The sequence below is a fragment of the Janthinobacterium sp. GL_088 genome, from assembly GCF_057837845.1.
Genome location: NZ_CM174453.1, coordinates 3,007,924 through 3,030,178 on the forward strand (window position 1 = coordinate 3,007,924; position 22,255 = coordinate 3,030,178).

Sequence of the window (22,255 nt, forward strand, 5' to 3'; positions counted from 1 at the left end):
TGAAAGTGGGTGAGGCGTCAGTGCGCTCCCAGGCTGCTGGCATGGACCGGATGGACGCGCGCAGTGGCCAGGGTCAGCCATGATACCAGCAGGCCGGCCACGGTCAAGAACAGCAGCCAGGGCAGCGGCCCCCATTCGGACAGGCTGGCCGCCAGCGGCGTGGCCAGGGACGACAAGGTCATCTGGATGGCGCCCAGCAGGGCGGCCGTGGAGCCGAGCGCGCGCTGCTGCGAACCCATGGCCATGGCCATCAGCGCCGCTTCCGCGATGCCCAGGCCAAACAGGGCCACGAACATGCCCGGCACGACGGCCGTTATTCCCCCTCCCGCCCACGCGCCGAGCAGGGCAAATGCCGCGCCGCCCAGCATGGCCACGCTGCCCGCCACGCTCAGGCGCGCCACGCCGTGCTTTTCCACCAGACGGCCGCTGGCCATCGCACCTAGCAGCACGGCCACGCCGGTGGCGCCGAAGACGAGGCCGAAGTTGCCGGCGGACAGGCCGAAATCGCGCTGGTACACGAGCGACGCCCCGCCGATATACGCAAACAGGAAGAAGAAAGTGGCAGACAGGGCCAGCGCGGGCAGCAGGAAGGCGCGCTCCAGCGCGATGCGCGCATAGGTGTGGTGCATGCCTTTCGGCGAAACGCGCTTCTTCAGCGGCAAGGTTTCGGGCAGGAACAGCGCGCTATTGAGCAGGGTCAAGACACCCAGCGTGGCCAGAGCCAGCATCACGGCGCGCCAGCCGTAATGGGCGTCGAGCAAGCCGCCCACGGCGGGCGCCAGCACGGGCGCCAGGCCGACGATGGTCATCAGGAGGGCAAACAGCTGCGCCGCTTTGACGCCATCAGCCACGTCGCGCACCATGCTCATCACCACGACCAGGGTCAGCGCGGCGCCCAGGCCTTGCAGCAAGCGCGCCAGCAGCAGGGTGCTCAGGTGATCCGCCTGCGATGCCCACACGGCCGCCACGATGTAGACGCCGATGCCGGCCAGCAACGGACGGCGCCGGCCCAGCATGTCCGTCAGCGGGCCGCACAGCAATTGCCCGCCGCCCAGGGCCAGCAGGAAAACGGTCAGGCTCAGCTGCACATTCGCATACGAGGTATGCAGCTCGCGCGCCATGGCTGGCATCGAGGCAAGGTACATGTCGATGCCGGCCGGACCGAGCACGGCCACCAGGGCCAGGGAAGCCGCCAGCCCGAGACTGGCGGCGGGGAGAGTGGTTTGCTGCTGCATTGCGCTTCCTTCGTGTCGTCAAAAAAACGGGGCATGGACGCCGCCGTGTTTTTTATTGTACACTTACTGCCTACCGGTAGGTAGCTTGTTCAATCAATGAAAAGGATGGGCCGATGAAAGAAGAAACAATGACGGGCGCGTTGCCGCCGGTGGGGGAGACGGCATGACGGAAGTGGGAATTGCGCTCAGCGGCGTGGCTGTCGCGCTGCTGTTTGCCGCCTGGAGCTCGCACCGCGCCCGCTGCGAACGGCGCGATGTCATGTTGCTGACGATACTGGGCACCGTGCTGGGCTTGCCGGGCGCGGCCTTGCTGGCGTTGTAGGGCGGCGCATAAAAAAACGGCAGACCCTGCGGCCTGCCGTGCTGTTTTCCTCTTGCCCGGCTAGCCGGGCAAATGGCGTTTACTCTTCTTCATAAGAACTGATTGGCGCACAACCGCAGAACAGGTTGCGGTCGCCGTACACGTTGTCGGCGCGGCCGACCGGTGGCCAGTATTTGCGCTGGCGCAGGGAAGTGACGGGGTAGGCCGCGATTTCACGGCTGTACTTGCGTTCCCATTTGTCCGACATCAATACCTGTGCCGTATGCGGCGCGTTTTTCAAAGGGTTGTCGTCGTGGTCGAATTCGCCGCTGGCGACCTTGGCGATTTCCGCGCGGATGGCGATCATGGCGTCGATGAAGCGGTCGATCTCCACTTTCGATTCGCTTTCCGTCGGCTCGATCATCAGGGTGCCCGGCACGGGGAAGCTCATGGTCGGCGCATGGAAGCCGAAGTCCATCAAACGCTTGGCCACGTCTTCGTTGCTGATGCCGGTGGCGTCCGTGATCGGGCGCAGGTCCAGGATGCATTCGTGCGCGACCAGGCCGTCGTGGCCCGAGTACAGCACAGGGTAGTGCGGCGCCAGGCGGCGCGCAATGTAGTTCGCCGCCAGGATCGCCGTCTCGGTCGCTGCCGTTAATCCCTCCGCGCCCATCATGGCGATATACATCCACGAAATTGGCAGGATGCTGGCCGAGCCGAATGGCGCGGCGCTGACGGCGCCGATGCCTGCCGCGTCGCGCTGGTAGCCCGAGGAACGCTGGTTCGGCAGGAATTTCGCCAGGTGGGCGCCCACGCCGATCGGGCCGACGCCTGGTCCGCCACCGCCGTGCGGGATGCAGAAGGTTTTGTGCAGGTTCAGGTGCGACACGTCGCCGCCGAACGAGCCGGGAGCGGCCACGCCGACCAGCGCGTTCATGTTGGCGCCGTCGATGTAGACCTGGCCGCCATGCGCGTGGATGATTTCGCACAGTTCCTGGATACCTTCTTCGAACACGCCGTGGGTGGATGGGTAGGTGACCATCACGCAAGCCAGGTTGGCGCTGTGCTTTTCCGCTTTCGCTTTCAGGTCGGCCAGGTCCACGTTGCCGTTGGCGTCGCAGCTGGTGACGACGACCTGCATGCCGACCATGTTGGCCGAGGCAGGGTTGGTGCCGTGCGCCGACGAGGGAATCAGGCAGATGTTGCGGTGGCCTTCGCCGCGCGACTCGTGATACGCCTTGATCACCAGCAGACCCGCGTATTCACCCTGCGAGCCGGCGTTCGGCTGCAGCGAGACGGCCGCGTAGCCCGTCAGCGCGCACAGCATTTCTTCCAGCTGCGAGATCATTTCGCGGTAGCCGACCGTTTGCGCATCCGGCGCGAACGGGTGGATGTTGGAAAACTCGGGCCAGGTGACGGGAATCATTTCTGACGTGGCGTTCAGCTTCATGGTGCACGAGCCGAGCGGGATCATGGTGCGGTCCAGCGCCAGGTCCTTGTCGGCCAGGCTGCGCAGGTAGCGCAGCATTTCGTGTTCCGAGTGGTAGCTGTTGAAGACGGGGTGGGTCAGGTAGGCGCTCTCGCGTGCCAGGTTGGCCGGCAGCGCGCTGGTCACGGCTGCTTCAACGGCGTCCAGGTCAGGCGCGGCAGGCGCGTTGACCAGGCCGTGCGCGAACACTTTCCACAACAGCGCGATATCGTCGCGCGTGGTGGTTTCGTCGAGCGACACGCCGACATGGGTGTTGTCGATCTTGCGCAGGTTGACGCCGTGGTGCATGGCCGTCGCGTGCAGTTGCGCCGCATCGGCAACGTTGATGGTCAGGGTGTCGAAGTAGCTTGCGTTGACGACGCCGTAGCCTAGGGTCTTCAGGTTGGCGGCCAGCACGCCCGTAAAGCGGTGCACGCGTTGGGCGATCTGCAGCAGGCCGGCAGGGCCGTGGTAGACGGCGTACATCGAGGCCATCACGGCCAGCAGCACTTGCGCCGTGCAGATGTTGGACGTCGCTTTTTCGCGGCGGATATGCTGTTCGCGCGTTTGCAGAGCCAGGCGGTACGCCTTGTTGCCTTGCGCATCGACGGTCACGCCCACCAGGCGGCCCGACATATTGCGCTTGAATTCATCGCGCGTGGACAGATAGCCCGCGTGCGGACCGCCGAAACCGAGCGGCACGCCGAAGCGCTGGCTGTTGCCGACTACGACGTCGGCGCCCCATTCGCCCGGTGGCGTGAGCATGGTCAGGGCCAGCAGGTCGGCCGCGACGATGACCATGGCGCCATTCGCGTGCAGTTTTTCCACGCCGGCGCGGTAGTCGCGCACGACACCGTTCACGCCAGGGTATTGCAGCAGCACGCCGAAGCAGGCGTCCAGCGACTCGATTTCCGCAGGGTCGAAGGTACGCACTTCGATGCCGATCGGCTGGGCGCGCGTTTGCACCACTTCCAGCGTTTGCGGCAGCACGTCATTGGCGACGTACAGTACGGTCGACTTCGACTTGCCCACACGCTGGATCAATGTCATCGCTTCAGCGGCGGCCGTGCCTTCGTCCAGCATCGAGGCGTTCGAGATGCCCATGCCGGTCAGGTCCGTGATCACTTGCTGGAAGTTCAGGATCGCTTCCAGGCGGCCTTGCGAAATCTCAGGCTGGTAAGGCGTGTACGCCGTGTACCAGGCGGGATTTTCAAAGATGTTGCGCAGCACGACGCCAGGGGTGAACGTGTTGTAGTAGCCCTGGCCGATCAGGGATTTGAGCACCTGGTTCTTGCCGGCGATGGCTTTCAGGCGCGACAGGGCTTCCTGTTCCGGCATCGGCTGCGAATACGCGCCCAATGGCAGGGCGCCCTTGTTGCGGATGTTGGCCGGCACCAGGGCGTCGATCAGCGCGGCGCGCGATGGATAGCCGAGGGTCGCCAGCATGGCTTGCTGTTCGGTGGAAGAGGGGCCGATGTGGCGGGCGATGAAGGCATCGCGTGCTTCGAGTTGGGTCAGGCTGGTGCGGGTCATGATATAGAGGCCAAAAAAGACTGAAAAACCGGGATGCGGCGCGCGGGCGCAGCGCCGGGGCATAGCTACAAAATTAAATGCAAACGGGCCGCGATTGCGGCCCGTGAGTCAAACGCGATTACGCGCTGGTGGTGGCGCCATAGGCGGCAGCGTCGAGCAAGCCGTCCAGGGCCGACACGTCGGCTGGCTTGATCTTGAACAGCCAGTTCGCGTAGGCGTCGGCGTTGATCGACTCAGGCGAGTTGACTACGTCGTCGTTGACGGCCACGACTTCGCCGGCGATCGGTGCGTAGATGTCGCTCGCTGCCTTGACCGACTCCACCACGGCGGCGTCGTCGCCGGCGCCGTAGGTATTGCCCACGGTTGGCAGTTCGACGAAGACGATGTCGCCCAGGGCGTCCTGCGCGTACTCGGTGATGCCGACGGTGATCGTGCCGTCGCCTTCAAGGCGTACCCATTCGTGGGAAGCGGTGTACTTCAGGTCTGCAGGAATGTTCATGTGTGGCTCCAGATGGTAAGTGTTCGTTATTGATTATGTTTATTCGGTCTTGCGGGCGGCTCTAAAACGCTTACGCAGCCAGGATTTTACCGTTACGCACGAAAGGCAGCTTGACAACAGAAGCGGCCAGCTGCTTGCCGCGGATTTCCACGTGCACGGTGTCGCCTACCGCTACGCCGTTGGGCACGCGCGCCAGGGCAATCGCTTCCTGCATGGTCGGGCTGAAGGTGCCGCTGGTGATTTCGCCCGTGGCGTCATTGCCGGCGATGATGACTTTCTGGTGGGCGCGCAGCACGCCGCCTTTTTCGCGCAGGATCAGGCCCACGAATTGCGCGTTCTGGCCCTTGGCCAGCAGGGCCGCCTTGCCGATGAAGTCGCGCTCGCTGACGAGGTCGATGGTCCACGCCAGGCCTGCGTCGAGCGGGTTGACGGTTTCATCCATGTCCTGGCCGTACAGATTCATGCCCGCTTCCAGGCGCAGGGTGTCGCGCGCGCCCAGGCCGGCCGGCTTGACGCCGGCGGCGATCAATGCGTTCCACAGGGCTTCCACCTGGGTGGCCGATACGCCGATTTCAAAGCCGTCTTCGCCCGTGTAGCCGGTGCGCGCCAGCATGACTTCGCCGAAGGCCGTGTCCTTGACGATGACGACATTGAACGGTTTGATGGCTTCGGAGGCGGCTTGCGTCTCCGGCAGCACTTGCCACACCTTGGCGCGCGCGTTCGGGCCTTGTACGGCGACGAGGGCCATCGGATCGTTGGCATTGCGGCGTTCGGTAATCGTCAGGCCGTTGTTGGTGGCGGTATTTTGCTGCTGCATCCAGGCCACGTCTTTTTCCGCCGTGCCCGCGTTGACGACGAGGCGGAACCAGTTTTCATTGAAGAAGTAGACGATCAGGTCATCGATGACGGTGCCTTCGGCATTGAGCATGCACGAATACAGGGCCTTGCCCGACACTTGCAGCTTGTCAACGTTGTTGGCCAGCAAGCCGCGCAGGAAGGCGCGCACGTTCGGGCCTTCGATATCGACCACGCACATATGGGACACGTCGAACATGCCGGCATCGCCGCGCACGGCGTTGTGTTCTTCGATTTGCGAGCCGTAGTTGACAGGCATGTCCCAGCCGCCGAAATCGACCATGCGGGCGCCGAGGGCACGGTGGGCGTTGTTGAGTGGGGTCGCTTTGAGCGTCATGGATTCCTCGGGACGAAGGTAATAGGGGAGTTAACAAAACATAGAATAGCCAAACACGGCTTTCCAGCGTGATCACTGACCCCCCTGTCCTTTGTACCTGAGAGATTACGGGGGCTTGCCCCGCGCGCCCCTTCGGTGGGCCGCCGGCAATAGCCGCGGCCGCTCTCCAGAGTTGAGCTAAAGATGTCGCCAAAGCAACAACTTCAGTCCGCCTGATCGGTCCTTTTGCCTGAGAGTTTTTGGGTAGTGCCCCTTCGGCGGCAACGCTGGTTTGCCCTCTCCCGATCAAGTGGGAGGAATATATGCCAGCAGGGTCTTTCTGTCAATCTGAAAAGACGTTGCCAAATTGCAGCAAAAGCCCCGATTTGCGGGGCTGGGAGGGGCGCTGGCGCGGTGCAAAAGGGCGCCCGGCCGCGCGGGAATGCGCTATGATGAAATCCTGGCTTTCTTGCGGGTGCCTGCCATGAACACTACACAAAGCGAGACGCAAAACAACACCGAGCAGCACGGTTATTTCACCCTCTCGGGCGACGTCAACAGTGATATGGTGCGGCGCGTCTTCAACGCCGTGGCCGACATCACGGAAGACAAGCTCACCACCGCGCACATTTTGATACAGTCCAACGGCGGCTATGTCAGCGATGGCATCTGCCTGTACAACTTCCTCAGCAAGTTGCCATTCGACATCATTACCTATAACGCGGGCGCCGTGGCGTCCATCGCCGTCACCCTGTTTCTGTCGGGGCGGCACCGCCATGCCAGCGACACGGCCCGCTTCATGGTGCACAAGTCGCATGCGACAGCGTCGCCCGGCTCGCGTCCCGATGCGCTCAGCATCATCGTCGAGGGCTTGCGCGCCGACGACATGCGTACCGAGCGCATCCTGCGTGGCCACGTCAACCTGACGGAAGAGCAATGGCAGGTGCACGCGTATTCCGACCTGCACCTGACGGCCGACCAGGCGCTGGAAGTGGGCATGGTCGAATCGATCCGCGACTTTACGCCACCCAAGGGCAAGCGCCTGACGAATATCTGACGCCTGCCTCGCAATGACCGGCGGATGGTTTTGCATGGAAATTTTGTAATCGAATGTAATTCTTCGCTGCAGCACAGCAAAAGCCGCGCGGAACAGGGCAGAGTCGTGGCATAGTGCAAGCTGATCATGAAATAAGTGCAGGCGCGATGACTTGGTGGAATGGGATTTCTTTTGCGGCCGACATGTCCGTGATGGGGCCGGCTGGCGTGGCGATCGCCCTGTGGCTGCTCGTCTCGCGCCAGTGGCGCCTGGTGCTCAGCTGGAGCCTGTGGTACGGCGGCGGCCTGGCCCTCGTGGTGCTGTCGAAGCTGGCTTTCATGAGCTGGGGCGTGGGCAGCAGCGCGCTTGATTTTACGGGTTTCAGCGGCCACGCCATGCGCGCCGGCGCCGTGTTTCCCGTGCTGATGTATGTACTGCTGCAGCGGGCCGCACCGCGCTGGCGCCATGCTGGTGTGCTCGTCGGTGTGGCCTTTGCCGTGCTGGTGGCCATTTCGCGCGTGGTCGTGCATGCGCACAGCGTGTCGGAAGCCGTCAGCGGCTGCGTGCTGGGCCTGGCACTGGCGCTGGGTTTCATGTGGAATGCCCGCGGCGCCGTCAATTTTGCCGTCAGCCATGCGCTGGCCCTGGCCAGCCTGGTGCTGATGGTGGTGCTCAGCTTCAAGGCGGAACCCATGCCGACCGAGCAATGGCTGCAAAAGCTGGCCCTGATATTGTCTGGCCATGAGCGCGTTTTTTCCCGTGAAGACTGGAAACTGGCACAGGATGGCCGTCCAGCCCCGTGAGGCGGGGCAGGCTGGCGCCTGGCGCTGCGGTTTTTTGGCCAGAAAAGCATCAGGAAATGGTATGATGAACCACTTTTTTGCGGTGAATGGCCAGACAGCCGTCGCGATGGTGCATCTGAAATGAATATGAACCGGGTTCACCCATAATATAACCGCCAGCATAGGCCAGGAACTCTAAAACACGTGCGTCTCTCTTCCATCAAGTTGTCGGGATTTAAGTCTTTCGTCGATCCCACCAATTTCCAGGTGCCAGGCCAGCTCGTGGGCGTGGTCGGGCCGAATGGCTGCGGCAAGTCGAACATCATCGATGCCGTGCGCTGGGTGCTGGGCGAATCGAAAGCGTCGGAATTGCGCGGCGAATCGATGCAGGACGTCATTTTCAATGGCTCCACCCACCGCAAACCAGCCGGGCGCGCTTCCGTGGAACTGGTGTTCGACAATAACGATGGCAAGGCGTCCGGCCAATGGGGCCAGTACGCCGAGATCGCCGTCAAGCGTACACTGACGCGTGACGGCACCTCCACCTATTACATCAATGGCCAGCCCGTGCGCCGGCGCGACATCCAGGATATTTTCCTCGGCACCGGCCTCGGCCCGCGCGCCTACGCCATCATCGGCCAGGGCATGATTTCGCGCATCATCGAATCGCGCCCCGAAGAATTGCGCGTCTTCCTCGAAGAAGCGGCAGGTGTCTCCAAATACAAGGAACGCCGCCGCGAGACGGAAAACCGCCTGCAGGACACGCGCGAGAATTTGCTGCGCGTGGAAGACATCTTGCGCGAACTCAATGCCAACCTGGAAAAGCTCGAAGCGCAGGCGGCCGTGGCCACGCGTTTCCACGCCTTGCAGGCGGACCAGGAAGAAAAGCAGAAACTCTTGTGGCTGCTGCGCAAGAACGAGGCGCAAAACGAGCAGACACGCTATTTCCGCGAAGTGGAACAGGCGCAGACGGACCTGGAAGAACAGACGGCCAAGCTGCGCAACGTGGAACTGACCCTCGAGCAGATGCGCCAGGCGCACTTTGCCGTGGGCGACCGTTTGCATACGGCGCAGGGCCATCTGTACCAGACGAATGCGGAAATCGGCAGCCTGGAAGCGCAGATCAAGTTCGTCATCGAATCGCGCGCCCGCCTGCAGGCGCAGCTGGCGACCCTGACGGCCCAGCGCGACCAGTGGACGCAACAGGGCGGCGAATACCAGGAACAGATCGAAGAGGCGGAATTCCACCTCGAAGAGCTGGCCGCGAAGGTCGAGCAATCGCAAATGATGGCCGAGCAGAAAGGCGAGCAATTGCCCGAGCTGGACGCCGCCTGGCGCGCCGCGCAAAACAAGAGCACGGAATCACGCGCCCGAATCATGCAGGCCCAGCAGCAGCTGGAACTGGAATCGGCGCACCAGCGCAACGCCTCGAACATCCTGGCCAGCCTGCTGACGCGCCGCGAGCGCTTGCAGCAGGAAAAGAACAGCCTGAGTTTGCCCGACAGCAGCCACCTGGAAAACCTGAAACTGCAGCTGGAAGAAAAGCAGCAGACGCTGGAAGAACAGGGTTTCTACCTGGAAGAAGCGCTGGAGCAGCAACCGAAGCTGGAGCAGGAGCGGGCTGAAGCACAGGCGCAGGTGAATGCCGAAACAGCCGCCAACGCCCAGCTGGAAGCGCGTCTTTCCGCTTTAAAACAATTGCAGGAGCGGGTACAGACCCAGGGCAAGGTCCAGCCATGGCTGAAAAAGCACGAGCTCGACACCTTGCCGCGCCTGTGGCAAAAGTTGCAGATCGAAGCGGGCTGGGAAGCAGCCATGGAATCGATCTTGCGCGAGCGCACGTCGGCCTTGCAACTGTCGAATATCGACTGGGCCAAGGCTTTCTTTGCCGACGCGCCACCGGCCAAGCTGGCCCTGTACGCGCCATCGACCGTGGCGCCGCTGCCGCAGCCGGAAGTGCCAGGCCTGAAACCGTTCCTGAACTTGTTGAAACTTAATGATCCGGGCTTGCGCGGCTTGCTGCAGGATTGGCTGTACAACGCCTACGCCGTGGAAGACGCGGCCGAAGCCTTGCTTGAACGCAGCAAATTGCCGCCGGGCGGCTATTTCGTCACGCGCGCCGGCCATGTGGTCACGGCCACCAGCGTGCGCTTCTATGCGGCCGATTCGGAGCAGGAAGGCATGCTGGGCCGCCAGCAGGAAATCGAGAATATCGGCAAACAGTTGCGCGCCCAGCAATTGCTGGCCGAAGAGGCGCGCGCCCGTTCCGTGCGGGCCGATGCGGCCGTTGCCACCTTGACGCGCAACCTGTCGGACTTGCGCTTGCGCATACAGCAGCTCACTTCCTCCGTGCATACTCTGCAACTGGACGTGGTGAAACTGTCGGAAGTGGAAGCGCGTTTCAACCAGCGCAGCACGCAGATCGGCGCCGACCTGGCGGAGATTGCCGCACAGGAAGCGGAACAGATGCAGACCAAGCTGGAATCGGAAGAGAAATTCGAACAGCTGGACATGGAACTGGGCAACTTGCAGGAAGCGCACGAAGACGGCCATACGGACTTCCTGCAGAAGGAACAGCGTCTGGCCGAGGCGCGCGAAGCCTTGCGCGACCTGGAGCGGGCAGCCAAGGATACGGAATACGCGGAAAAAGCCCACCGCGCGAAGATCGAGGAATTGCGCCGCAACATCGCCACGGCCAGCACGCAGGCCCAGCAAGTGACGGCCAGCCTGCAGGCGGGCGAACTGGAACTGGCCAACCTGGAAAGCGGCGCGGCGGCCGATGGCTTGCAGGATCTGTTAGAACGCCGCACCACGCAGGAGCGGGCGCTGGCGGACGCGCGCCACGAACTGGACCAGATCACGCAGCAGCTGCGCCTGTCCGAAGATGCGCGCACGCAATCGGAACGCAGCCTGCAGCCGCAGCGCGACAAGATCATGGAAATGCAGCTCAAGGAACAGGCCGCGCGCCTGAACCAAGAGCAATTCGCCCAGCAATTGCTGGAGTCGGGCGCCGACGAGGCCGTGTTGACGGAAAAACTGCACCCGGACATGCGCCCATCGTATCTGCAGGGCGAAGTCACGCGTTTGACGAATGCCATCACGTCCCTGGGCGCGGTCAATCTGGCCGCGCTGGACGAACTGGCGCAGGCGTCCGAGCGCAAGAATTTCCTCGACGCCCAGAATGCCGACCTGACGGAAGCGATCAACACGCTGGAAGACGCGATCCACAAGATCGACAAGGAAACGCGCGATTTGCTGCAAGACACGTTCGACAAGGTCAACCATCACTTTTCCGAGCTGTTCCCGATCCTGTTCGGCGGCGGCCAGGCCAAGCTGACCATGACGGGCGACGAGATTCTTGATTCCGGTGTACAAGTCATGGCGCAGCCTCCCGGCAAGAAAAATGCCACCATCCACCTGTTATCGGGTGGAGAGAAGGCGCTGACCGCGACCGCATTGGTGTTTTCCATGTTCCGCCTGAATCCGGCGCCGTTTTGCCTGCTCGACGAAGTCGATGCACCGCTGGACGATTCGAACACGGAACGCTTCTGCCGCATGGTTAAGCGCATGTCCGACCAGACCCAATTCCTTTTCATTTCGCATAACAAGATTGCGATGGAAATGGCCCATCAATTGATCGGTGTGACGATGCAGGAGCAGGGCGTATCGCGCATCGTGGCGGTGGACATGGAGTCCGCCGCAAATTTTGCAACCGAGGCACAAGCAGCATGACAGACCTTCAAATTACCTTGTTCGGCGCCGGCGGCGTCTTTATCGTCGGCGTTTTCTCGTACAACAAATGGCAGGAATACAAGGCCAAGAAAAGCGTGGAACGGGCCTTCTCCACCGACCACGATGACGTGCTGATGCGCGAGGGCGACGCCCCTGCGGTGGAAGCCCAGGAACCCGTGCTGCGCCAGGAGCCGCGCTTCGACGCCGCGCCCGCCGCCAAGGCCGAACCGTCGTTTGGCGCGCCGCCAGCAACCGTGGTGCCGGACGCGCCCGTGCACACGGAACCGTCGCTGGCCGATGCTGATCCCGCACCCGCCACCCCGGCCGCGCCGGCGCAGCAGGAAGTCAGCGCCGCCAGCGAACAGGCGACCAGCCTGGTCGACCCGCTGATCGATTGCCTGCTGCCGTTGTCGCTGGAAGCGCCCGTGCGCGGCGACAAGATATTGCCCGTGCTGCAAACCCTGCGCCTGGTGGGCAACAAGCCCGTCCACTTCATCGGTTTGCACGTGAATGGCGACTGGGAACCGATCACGCATGGCGGTGTCTACACCAAGATGCAGGGCGGCGTGCAGCTGGCCAGCCGCAGCACGGCCTTGAATGAACTGGAATATTCGGAACTGGTCACGCGCCTGCGCGGCGTGGCTGACGAGATCGGCGCCGAGCCGGAAGTGCCCGACATGATGGAAGTGATGGCCGAAGCGCGCAATCTGCACCGCTTTGTTGCCGGTCACGACGCGCAGCTGGGCGTCAACCTGCACACGAATGGCGCGCCATGGGCCATTTCCACCTTGCTGTTCGCACTGGAAAAGCAGGGCTTTGACGTCCGTCCGGACGGACGTTTCGTCATGCCGGACGGCGACGGCGGCTATCTGTTCTCGCTGTCGACGAATGTCACGCTGGCCGAGGAAACGACGCCGCGCCTGACCCTGCTGCTGGACGTGCCCTGCGTGGCGCCTGCGCGCGACGGCTTCGGCGCCATGGTCGCTTGCGCCAAGGCACTGGTGGGCCGCCTGGACGCCACCATCGTCGACGATTACAACCAGGCCCTGTCCGATGCGGCGCTGGCCGAGATCGCTGGCCAGGTGCAAGAGTTTTACCAGGAAATGGACGCGGCCGACATTCCGGCCGGCTCCACCCGCGCCCTGCGTTTATTTAGCTGAAGAATCCCGCAACAATGACTGATCCGATCAACCAGGACGCCGCCCAGCGGAATGCCGCCCAGCGCGTCCTGGCACTCACGGCCGAACTCAATCGGCATCTGCACGCCTACCACGTGCTCGACAATCCCACCATCCCCGACGCTGAGTACGACAAGCTGTTCGTCGAACTGCAAACGCTGGAAGCGGCCCATCCCGATTTGCGCACGCCCGATTCGCCCACCTTGCGCGTGGGCGCGGCACCGCTGCCGCAATTCGAGCAAGTCACGCACACGGTGCCGATGTTGTCGCTGAACAATGGTTTCTTCGATGACGATATCGTCAATTTTGACCGCCGCGTGCGTGAAGGCCTGGACCTTGGCGGTGCCGAAGTCGACTATGCGGCCGAAGTGAAATTCGATGGCCTGGCCATCAACCTGCGCTATGAAAACGGCCTGTTCGTGCAGGCAGCCACGCGCGGCGATGGCGCCACGGGCGAAGACGTGACGGCGAATATCCGCACCATTTCCGGCATCCCGCTGCGCCTGCATGGCGACAAGATTCCTGCCGTGCTCGACGTGCGCGGCGAAGTGATGATGTTCAAGGCCGATTTTGCCCGTTTGAACGAACGCCAGCGTGAAGCGGGGCAGAAGGAGTTCGCCAACCCGCGCAACGCGGCTGCCGGCAGCCTGCGCCAGCTCGATTCGCGCATCACGGCGCAGCGCAAGCTGCGTTTCTATGCCTACGGCATCGGCGCCCTCGATGGGGCCGCCATGCCGGCCTCGCATTCGGCCTTGCTGGACTGGTACGAAACGCTGGGCATCCCCGTGTCGAAGGAGCGCAAGGTGGTGCAGGGCGCGCAGGGCTTGCTCGCCTACTATGCCGATATCGGCGCGCGCCGCCCCGTCTTGCCGTATGAAATCGACGGCGTCGTCTACAAGGTGAACGCGACGGAAGACCAGCAGGAACTGGGCTTTGTGTCGCGCGCGCCGCGTTTTGCGCTGGCGCACAAGTTTCCCGCCGAAGAAGCGCTGACGCAGGTGCTGGGCATCGATATCCAGGTGGGCCGCACGGGCGCCATGACACCCGTGGCGCGCCTGGCGCCCGTGTCGGTCGGTGGCGTGACGGTGACCAATGCTACCTTGCACAATGAAGATGAAGTGCTGCGCAAGGATGTGCGCGTGGGCGATACGGTCATCGTGCGCCGCGCCGGCGACGTGATTCCCGAAGTGCTGAGCGTGGTGCTGGAAAAGCGCCCGGAACCGGCGCCGCCGCCGTTCAAGATGCTGGAAGCGTGTCCCGTGTGCGGCTCGCACGTGGTGCGTGAAGAGGGCGAGGCGATTGCCCGTTGCTCGGGTGGCCTGTTCTGCTCGGCGCAGCGCAAGGAAGCGTTCCGCCATTTCGCGGGTCGCCGCATGATGGATATCGAAGGCCTGGGGGAACGTTATATCGATACCCTGGTCGAACTGGAATACGTGCATGGCCTGGCTGACCTGTACAGCCTGACCCTGGATAAATTGCTGGAAATGAAAGTACGCGCCGATGAGCGCGACGGTTCGACGCCAGAGACAGTGCAACAAGGAAAGATTCCCACCAAGTGGGCGGAAAACCTGCTAGCCGGCATTGAAGCGAGCAAGCGTCCGCCGCTTGAGCGTTTCCTGTTCGCGCTGGGCATCCGCCACGTGGGCGAATCGACGGCCAAGACCCTGGCCGAATGGCTGGGCAGCCTGGCGTATGTGCGGCAAGCGCCCGCAGCCTTGTTGCGCGTGCTGCCAGATATCGGCGGCACGGTAGCCGAATCGATTGCCGATTTCTTTGCCGAAGAAAAGAACCAGCAAGCGCTGCAGGCATTGCTGGACGCCGGCGTCACGCCCCAGGGCGAACATGCGCCCAGCGCCAAGCTGCGCACGCAACTTGAGCAAACCAAGCTGCTGGCAGCCATCGGTATCCCGAAGCTGACGGAGCCGCGCGCCAGGCAGCTGGTGGAGCGGGGCGTGACCCTGGCCAGCCTGGCCGCGCAAGGCACCAGCTTCCACGCGGGCTTGCCAGCCGCCGTGGCCGAAGCGCTGGCGCAATGGCTGGCCGATGGCGAGAATGTCAAGCTGCTAGGTCAACTGGACGCCCTGCGAAATGAATTACTGTCACAATTGCCTGAAATGCCAGCCGCTGGCGGCAAGCTGGATGGCAAGACGTTCGTCCTGACGGGCACCTTGCCCACTATGAGCCGCGACGAGGCGGCGGAGCTGATCGAGGCGGCCGGAGGCAAGGTCAGCGGCTCTGTATCGAAGAAGACGGGCTATGTCGTCGCCGGTTCGGATGCCGGCAGCAAGCTGGCCAAGGCCCAGGAGCTGGGTGTGGCCATCCTCGACGAGGCTGGCTTGCTGGCCTTGCTCGCGCAAGACTAATTATTCAAAAAATTACAGAAGACCCATGAAAAAAATCAGAAAAGCAGTCTTTCCCGTCGCCGGCCTGGGCAGCCGTTTCTTGCCAGCGACCAAGGCACAACCGAAGGAAATGTTGCCCATCGTCGACAAGCCATTGATCCAGTATGCGGTGGAAGAGGCCGTGGCGGCCGGTATTACGGAAATGATCTTCATCACGGGCCGCAACAAGCGCGCCATCGAAGACCATTTCGATACGGCTTACGAGTTGGAGTCGGAACTGGAAGCGGCTGGCAAGCGCCAGTTGCTCGACATGGTGCAAAACGTCATTCCCAAGCATATCAATTGCATTTACATACGCCAGTCCGCGCCGCTGGGCCTGGGGCATGCCGTGTTGTGCGCCCGTCCCGTGATCGGCGACGAACCGTTTGCCGTCTTGCTGGCCGACGACTTCATGGATGTGGAAGAGGGTGTGCGCCCCGTGCTGGCGCAGATGACCGATGTCTTCCAGTATGAAAATTGCTCGCTGCTGGCGGTGCAGGATGTGCCGCGCGCGGAAACCAAGCAGTACGGTATTGTGTCGGCAAAGAATTATCAGCCCGACCTGGAACTGGTCTCGGCCATCGTGGAAAAGCCTGCGCCAGAGGAGGCGCCGTCGACCCTGGCCGTGGTGGGCCGTTATGTGCTGACCAGCCGTATCTTTAACCACCTGGAAAATATCGGCACGGGCGCCGGCGGCGAAATCCAGTTGACGGACGGTATCGCCGCCCTGATGCGAGAAGAGCGCGTGCTGGCTTACCGCTACCAGGGGCAGCGCTATGATTGCGGCTCCAAGCTTGGCTACCTGAAGGCAATGACGGCGATGGGCATGAAACATCCGGAAACGGGCGCGGCCTTCCGCACTTACCTGCAAGAACTGCAATCGACACTGGACGCAAAATGACGGTACGTGAAATTCTCAAAATGGGCGATCCGCGCCTGCTGCGCATGGCCGAGCCCGTGCGTGAATTCGATACGCCCGAACTGCATGCCTTGATCGCCGACATGTTCGACACCATGCATGCGGCCAATGGCGCGGGCCTGGCGGCACCGCAGATCGGTGTCAACCTGCAACTGGTGATCTACGGCTTCAAGCAGAACCTGCGTTACCCTGATGCGCCGCAAGTGCCCGAAACCGTGCTGATCAACCCTGTGCTGACGCCTTTGTCGGAACGCAAGGAAGAGGGTTTCGAGGGCTGCCTGTCCGTGCCTGGCCTGCGTGGCAGCGTGCCGCGCTGGAGCGAGCTGCACTACGAAGGCGTGGACCAGTTCGGCCAGCCCATCAGCCGCGACTGCGACGGCTTCCATGCGCGCGTGGTGCAGCACGAGGTGGACCACTTGCACGGCATTCTGTATCCGATGCGTATCGTCGACTTCACGCAGTTCGGCTATACCGAGGTGATGTTCCCCGATCTCGACCCAAACGACGACGATTAGGCGCCCGATACCTGTCGACGATAAAACAATGGCCGCGCAGCATGAGCTGGGCGGCCATTTTTTATGCGTGAAGCAAACCTAGCGCACCTTGCGGCTGCTGCCCAGGTCATCGAGCAGTACTTTCAATTCATCCTGCATGGCATCCGTCAGGTTCAGGAAGCGGCAGCCGATCTGCACTTGCTCGCCCAGCAGGAAAGAGCGGAAGGTGCGCGACAGGCGGATTTCCAGGTCGGCGATCATGACCTTGTTCGGTCCCAGTTCCAGGCGCACGCGCGACAGCTTGCGCCCCACGTACAGACCGACCGTGTCGCGCGGATGGGCGCGCATGCCGATGCCGCCGGCCGAGAAATCATACAGCTGCAATTCATATGGACGCCCCTCGAGCACGAAGGCGGCCAGGTAGTACACGCCCAGCGGCGTTTCCAGGCGCGTCGATTCGCGCCGTTCCAGCACCAGGCAATGGCTGGGGAAGTTGGTCAGGTACACGTTCGGCCGCTCGGGATACGCTTCCCATTCGCCATTGATGGTAAATTGCAGCTTGGCGCTTTGCACCCACGACACAAACGTGGCGCCGCCAGGCGGCAGGGTCGCGCCCTCATTGAGTTCCAGCACGAATTGCGGCAAGTCGTCGTCCACGGACAGAATGCGTGCCATGATGACGTCTTCGCCGCCCGCCGGGTAGATGGAAATGGCGTCGCCGTTGTCAGCCAGGCTGCACAGGGTTTCGCCGATATCCCACGGATCGCTCATATGGTGCGGCTTGGTGCCGGGCGCCATCGGCTCGGCCACGTCAGCCAGGCTGGGCGCGCCTTTGCGCAGGGGATTAGGGATGGGATCGTTCACGACAGCGTATCTCTTTTGTTCTAATGGGGAATAGTGTATAGGTTTAAAGCAATATTTACTAAGTAAATCACAATAATTGTTTTTATATCACTATATTCCTGTTGCTTATGTGACTAGGCATGCCGCGCGGCATGCCATCTTGACGTCGCCGCTTAAAATTGTTCGTCCGCGCTTAGATAGCGCCATTGACCGGTCGGCAAGTCGCCCAGCTTGACCTTGCCGATGCGCACGCGTTTCAGTCCCAATACTTTCAGGCCGACGGCTTCGCACATGCGGCGGATCTGGCGTTTCTTGCCTTCGCGCAGGGTAAAGCTCAGCTGGTCTTCATTTTGCCAGCGCACCTTGGCCGGCAGCAGCGGCTTGCCGTCGAGCCACAGGCCGTGGTTGAGCTTTTTCAGCTCGCTGTCGGGCAGGGTGTCGCCCTTGGTGTAGCTCACGCGCACCAGGTATTCCTTGTCGATATCGGTATCGTGGCCGATCAGCTGCTTGGCCACGCGCCCATCCTGCGTCAGGACCAGCAAGCCGACGGAATCGATGTCCAGGCGGCCGGCCGCCACCAGGCTGCGCAGCTGGGTCGGGTGGAATTGTTCCGGGCTGCGGTCTTCCGCCCAGCGGTTTTCCGCCTTGATCAGGGCCACGGCAGGCGTGTAGCCGTCTTCGGCCTGACCGCTGACGTAACCGACGGGTTTGTTGATCAGCACGGTGACGCGCTTCGATTGTTCGGCCGCCGCCTGGCGTTCCACGGTGACTTTCTGGCTCGGGTAGACCTTGCTGCCCAGCTCGGACACCACCTTGCCATCCACACGGACCCAGCCGCGTGCGATCCACTCATCGGCTTCGCGGCGGGAGGACAGGCCCAGTTCGGACATGCGTTTGGACAAGCGTAATAATTCTTCGGTCATGTTGTTTCAGTTTCAGTAAGGTAGGCGTTGCGCGGAAAGTCTACACTTTCAGCGCATCGAGTAAATCGGTTTCCAGCAATATCTGGTTGCGGGCATTGTTGAGCGCGGGGCCGTCGACGAGGAAGACGTCTTCGACCCGCTCGCCCAGGGTCATGATCTTGGCCGTGTGCAAGTTGATGCGGTACTTGGTCAGCACGTTGGCGATCGCATACAGCAAGCCCGTGCGGTCGTTGGCCGCCACTGACAGCAAGTAATATTGGCCCTTTTCATCGGGCCGCAAATCCACGGTCGGCTGGAAGGGGAAGGTGCGCGACAGGCGCGACAGCCGTCCCTTGCCCGGCGGCGGCAGCGGTGTTTGCGACTGCAGCAGCTCGCCCAGCTCATGCTCGATCAGGCTGATGATGTCGCGGTAGCTTTTGGCGAAGTTCTGTTCCGTGACGAGGAAGGTGTCGAGCGCATAGCCATTTTTCGTCGTGTGGATCTTCGCGTCGAGGATGCTGAAGTTCTTGCGGTCGAAATAGCTGCAGATGCGCGCGAACAGGTCGGGCTGGTCGGGAATGTACACGGCCACCTGCAAGCCTTCGCCGATGGGCGCCAGCCGGCATTTTACCACCGGCAACTTGCTGTCGAGCTTGTCATACAGCGAGCGCGTCTGCCAGGCGATGTCGGAGGCGTCGTGACGCAGGAAGTAGGCCACGTCCAGCTGCTGCCACAGTTTCAGGTGCGCATCGGGCGGCAAGCCGTACAGGCGCAGGGTGGCCAGCGCTTCCTGCTGGCGGTTTTTCAGTTCGCGGTCGGCCGTGTGCGGCTCGCCGCCCAGCACGCGCAAGGTGATCTTGTACAAGTCTTCCAGCAGCTTGCCCTTCCAGGCATTCCACACTTTCGGGCTGGTGCCGCGGATGTCGGCCACCGTCAGCAGGTACAGGCCTGTCAGGTGGCGCTCGTCCTTGACCACTTTCGCAAAGGCGGCAATGACGTCGGGATCGGACAAGTCCTGCTTTTGCGCCACTTGCGACATGGTCAAATGATTTTCCACAAGGAATGCCACCAGTTCCGTGTCTTCTTCCGACAGGCCGTGGTCCTGGCAGAACTGGGTGGCGTCGGCCACGCCCAGCTTCGAGTGGTCGCCGCCGCGGCCTTTGGCGATGTCGTGGAACAGGGCTGCCACGTACAGCAGCCACGATTGCGAGAAATCGGCCATCAGCTGGCTGCAGAACGGGTATTCGTGCGCGTGTTCGCTCATGGTGAAGCGGCGCATGTTGCGCACCACCATCAAAATGTGCTGGTCGACCGTGTACACGTGGAACAGGTCGTGCTGCATCTGTCCCACGATGCGGCGGAAATTCGGCAGATAGCGCCCCAGGATGCTCATCTCGTTCATGCGCCGCAGCGCATGGATGATGCCGACCGGCGCTTGCATGATGCGCAGGAAGAGGGCGCGGTTGACGGGATCCTGGCGGAAGGCGGCGTCGATCTTGAAGCGCGCGTGCCACAAGGCCCGCGTGGCGCGCGAGGTCATGCCTTTCAGGGCCGGGCGCTCCGTCATCAGCACGAAGACTTCCAGCATGGCCGATGGGTATTGCTCGAACGTATCGTCGGCGCTGATGTCGATCAGGCTGTTGACTTCATTGAAGCGTTCGTTGATGGGCACGGCCACATCGTCTTGCGGAAACAATCGCGCTTCGATGTTCTGCAGCAAAATCGTGTTGAGCTGGGTTACCGTCTTGGCGGCCCAGTAATAGCGCTGCATCAGGAATTCGCTGGCGCGGCGCATGTGCGGCCCGCTGCCTGTCGCCTGCAGGCCCAGCGATTCGGCGATCGCCGTCTGCACGTCGAACACGAGGCGGTCTTCGCGCCTGCCCGCGTGCAGGTGCAGGCGCACGCGGATATCCTTGAAGGCGCGCTCCTTTTCCATCAGCTGGCGCGCTTCCGTCAGGGTGATCAGGCCGCCTGTGGCCAGGGTGCGCCACGAGTTCGCCAGGCCGGCCGCCTTGGCCACCCACAGGATGACCTGCAAGTCGCGCAGGCCACCCGGGCTTTCCTTGCAATTCGGTTCCAGGCTGAAGGCCGTGTCTTCGTACTTGGCATGTCTCTGGCGCATTTCCGCCGTTTTTGCCTGGAAGAAGGCTTGCGGATCCATGGCGGCGTCATAACGCTGCTGCAATTGCGCGAACAAGTCCGCATTGCCGCACACGAGACGCGCTTCGAGCAAGCTCGTTTGCACGGTGATGTCGGCCTTCGATTCGACCATGCATTCGTCGACGGTGCGGATGCTGTGGCCGATTTCCAGGCCCAGGTCCCACAGCAGTTGCACCAGTTCCTCGAGCTTTTCCTGCGTGGCTGCATCGGGCGCCTGTTGCAGCAGGATCAGCAGGTCGACGTCGGAATACGGAAACAGTTCACCGCGGCCATAGCCGCCCACTCCCACCAGGGCCGTGCCGGGCGGCAAGCCGGCCTCCTGCCAGGCGCGCGTCAGCACGCCGTCGACGCTGTGGCGCAGGCTGCGCAGCAGTTTTTCAGGCTTGCCGTCGGCCTGGAAGGCCGCAATGACGACCTGGCGGTCGGCTTTCAGTTGCTGTTTCAGCTGTTCCCGAACTTGCTTTTTCATCTGGGCCCTGGGGTGGCGGTGCGTGGGATGGGAGGATCAGGCTTTGTTCAGGATCAAGGCGGGCGGTGGTGGCATGCCGGGCGAGACGGTCAGCACTTCATAGCCTGTTTCCGTTACCAGCACCGTATGTTCCCATTGCGCCGACAGGCTGCGGTCCTTGGTTTTGATGGTCCAGCCATCGTTCATTTCGCGGATTTCGCGGCGGCCCGAGTTGATCATCGGTTCCACGGTGAAAATCATGCCTGCTTCCAGGCGCTCCAGGGTGCCTGGTTTGCCGTAGTGCAACACTTGCGGTTCTTCATGGAAGACCTTGCCGATGCCGTGACCGCAGAATTCGCGCACCACGCTGTAGCCGGCCTTTTCAGCATGCTGCTGGATGGCGTGGCCGATATCACCCAGGTGGGCGCCCGGCTTGATCTGGTCGATTCCCAGCCACATGCATTCATAGGTGATTTCCGACAGGCGCTTGGCCAGGATGGTCGGCGTGCCGACGAGGAACATGCGGCTGTTGTCGCCGTGGTAGCCATCCTTGATGACGGTGATGTCGAGGTTGACGGAGTCGCCGCTCTTGAGGACCTTGTCGCCGGGAATGCCGTGGCAGATGACGTCGTTGACGGAGGTGCAGATGGCTTTCGGGTACGGCGTGTAGCCAGGAGGACAGTAGTTCAGCGGGGCAGGGATGGTGCCTTGCACGTTGACCATGTATTCGTGGCACAGACGGTCCAGTTCGCCGGTCGTGACGCCGACCTTGACGAAGGGAGTGATGTAGTCGAGCACTTCGGCGCCGAGTTTGCCGGCAACGCGCATGCCTTCGATGTCGGCGGCGGTATTGATACGGATGGTGGACATGGTGTAATTCGCAATCTGCAAGATGTTCGGGTGAAAAGCACAGACGAATCTCAGCGTGTGAGGAAAAAGTCTGCAAATATGTCGAAATTATAAACGAGGCGCCCTGTATCCGCCGCCTCCATCCTATGGCTGGCAGGCGATTTTTGCGGGAAAACCGATGGTCGATACGCGTTGCACCAGTGTGGTGCAACGCTTGCCGTCGCTGCGTGCGCGATTTGCGCCCTGGACTTGATGAAATGGGCATTTCGGTGTAGAATCCCGGGTTGCTTGAATTCTCTTTTAAGCAATGCAGTAAAACAGTGT

At 62.2% G+C, this 22,255-nt stretch carries 16 protein-coding genes and 2 riboswitches; of the genes, 8 read left to right on the forward strand and 8 right to left on the reverse strand.

Annotated elements, in window-relative coordinates:
- Positions 1-17: 17 nt before the first annotated feature.
- Complete coding sequence (locus AC3IQ7_RS13770) at positions 18-1,235, reverse strand: Bcr/CflA family efflux MFS transporter (RefSeq protein WP_489210133.1); 1,218 nt, start codon at positions 1,233-1,235, stop codon at positions 18-20.
- A 163-nt stretch (positions 1,236-1,398) separates the two neighbouring features.
- Here AC3IQ7_RS13770 and AC3IQ7_RS13775 point away from each other — a divergent pair, with 163 nt between their 5' ends.
- Complete coding sequence (locus tag AC3IQ7_RS13775; RefSeq protein ID WP_158301322.1) at positions 1,399-1,557, forward strand: hypothetical protein; 159 nt, start codon at positions 1,399-1,401, stop codon at positions 1,555-1,557.
- Between the two features lie 79 nt (positions 1,558-1,636).
- Here AC3IQ7_RS13775 and gcvP read toward each other — a convergent pair whose 3' ends face one another.
- The 3 genes from gcvP to gcvT form a co-directional block, all read right to left on the reverse strand.
- A complete protein-coding gene (gene gcvP, locus AC3IQ7_RS13780; RefSeq protein WP_489210135.1) occupies positions 1,637-4,537 on the reverse strand; it encodes an aminomethyl-transferring glycine dehydrogenase in 2,901 nt (966 codons plus the stop codon).
- 118 nt (positions 4,538-4,655) lie between these two features.
- Positions 4,656-5,036, reverse strand: a complete 381-nt coding sequence (gene gcvH / locus AC3IQ7_RS13785; RefSeq protein ID WP_035818129.1) for a glycine cleavage system protein GcvH — start codon at positions 5,034-5,036, stop codon at positions 4,656-4,658.
- Positions 5,037-5,106: 70 nt separating this feature from the next.
- On the reverse strand, positions 5,107-6,228 hold the full coding sequence (gene gcvT / locus AC3IQ7_RS13790) for a glycine cleavage system aminomethyltransferase GcvT (protein ID WP_489210137.1): 1,122 nt from the start codon (positions 6,226-6,228) through the stop codon (positions 5,107-5,109).
- Between the two features lie 74 nt (positions 6,229-6,302).
- A riboswitch (glycine riboswitch) is annotated at positions 6,303-6,408 on the reverse strand.
- Between the two features lie 27 nt (positions 6,409-6,435).
- A riboswitch (glycine riboswitch) is annotated at positions 6,436-6,522 on the reverse strand.
- A 169-nt stretch (positions 6,523-6,691) separates the two neighbouring features.
- On the opposite strand from gcvT, the gene AC3IQ7_RS13795 reads away from it, so the two are divergent.
- The 7 genes from AC3IQ7_RS13795 (at position 6,692) to def (ending at position 16,750) form a co-directional block, all read left to right on the forward strand.
- The gene (locus tag AC3IQ7_RS13795; RefSeq protein WP_489210139.1) at positions 6,692-7,264 is read left to right on the forward strand and encodes an ATP-dependent Clp protease proteolytic subunit; all 573 of its coding nucleotides are present in this window, start codon (positions 6,692-6,694) and stop codon (positions 7,262-7,264) included.
- A gap of 146 nt (positions 7,265-7,410) precedes the next feature.
- Positions 7,411-8,046: a phosphatase PAP2 family protein gene (locus tag AC3IQ7_RS13800; RefSeq protein WP_233516292.1), complete on the forward strand. Its 636-nt coding sequence runs from the start codon at positions 7,411-7,413 to the stop codon at positions 8,044-8,046.
- A 183-nt stretch (positions 8,047-8,229) separates the two neighbouring features.
- Entirely contained in the window at positions 8,230-11,757 is a 3,528-nt protein-coding gene (gene smc, locus AC3IQ7_RS13805; protein ID WP_489210141.1) for a chromosome segregation protein SMC, read from the forward strand.
- Positions 11,754-12,917 carry a cell division protein ZipA C-terminal FtsZ-binding domain-containing protein gene (locus tag AC3IQ7_RS13810; protein WP_489210143.1) on the forward strand — a complete coding sequence of 388 codons (1,164 nt, stop codon included), beginning with the start codon at positions 11,754-11,756 and terminating at the stop codon, positions 12,915-12,917. The genes smc and AC3IQ7_RS13810 overlap by 4 nt, the downstream gene beginning before the upstream one ends.
- A 14-nt stretch (positions 12,918-12,931) precedes the next feature.
- Positions 12,932-15,298 (forward strand): NAD-dependent DNA ligase LigA, encoded by a 2,367-nt coding sequence (ligA, locus tag AC3IQ7_RS13815; RefSeq protein WP_489210145.1) that lies wholly within the window; start codon positions 12,932-12,934, stop codon positions 15,296-15,298.
- A gap of 25 nt (positions 15,299-15,323) precedes the next feature.
- Complete coding sequence (gene galU, locus AC3IQ7_RS13820; RefSeq protein WP_489210147.1) at positions 15,324-16,217, forward strand: UTP--glucose-1-phosphate uridylyltransferase GalU; 894 nt, start codon at positions 15,324-15,326, stop codon at positions 16,215-16,217.
- Positions 16,214-16,750 (forward strand): peptide deformylase, encoded by a 537-nt coding sequence (gene def / locus AC3IQ7_RS13825; RefSeq protein ID WP_034752265.1) that lies wholly within the window; start codon positions 16,214-16,216, stop codon positions 16,748-16,750. The genes galU and def overlap by 4 nt, the downstream gene beginning before the upstream one ends.
- Before the next feature lie 78 nt (positions 16,751-16,828).
- On the opposite strand, the gene AC3IQ7_RS13830 is transcribed toward def, so the two are convergent.
- The 4 genes from AC3IQ7_RS13830 to map form a co-directional block, all read right to left on the reverse strand.
- Positions 16,829-17,593, reverse strand: a complete 765-nt coding sequence (locus AC3IQ7_RS13830) for a flagellar brake protein (RefSeq protein ID WP_099379869.1) — start codon at positions 17,591-17,593, stop codon at positions 16,829-16,831.
- A gap of 152 nt (positions 17,594-17,745) precedes the next feature.
- A complete protein-coding gene (locus AC3IQ7_RS13835) occupies positions 17,746-18,495 on the reverse strand; it encodes a pseudouridine synthase (RefSeq protein ID WP_099379868.1) in 750 nt (249 codons plus the stop codon).
- 40 nt (positions 18,496-18,535) lie between these two features.
- On the reverse strand, positions 18,536-21,103 hold the full coding sequence (locus tag AC3IQ7_RS13840; RefSeq protein WP_099379867.1) for a [protein-PII] uridylyltransferase: 2,568 nt from the start codon (positions 21,101-21,103) through the stop codon (positions 18,536-18,538).
- Positions 21,104-21,139: 36 nt separating this feature from the next.
- Positions 21,140-21,952: a type I methionyl aminopeptidase gene (gene map / locus AC3IQ7_RS13845; protein ID WP_035826955.1), complete on the reverse strand. Its 813-nt coding sequence runs from the start codon at positions 21,950-21,952 to the stop codon at positions 21,140-21,142.
- Positions 21,953-22,255 lie beyond the last annotated feature (303 nt).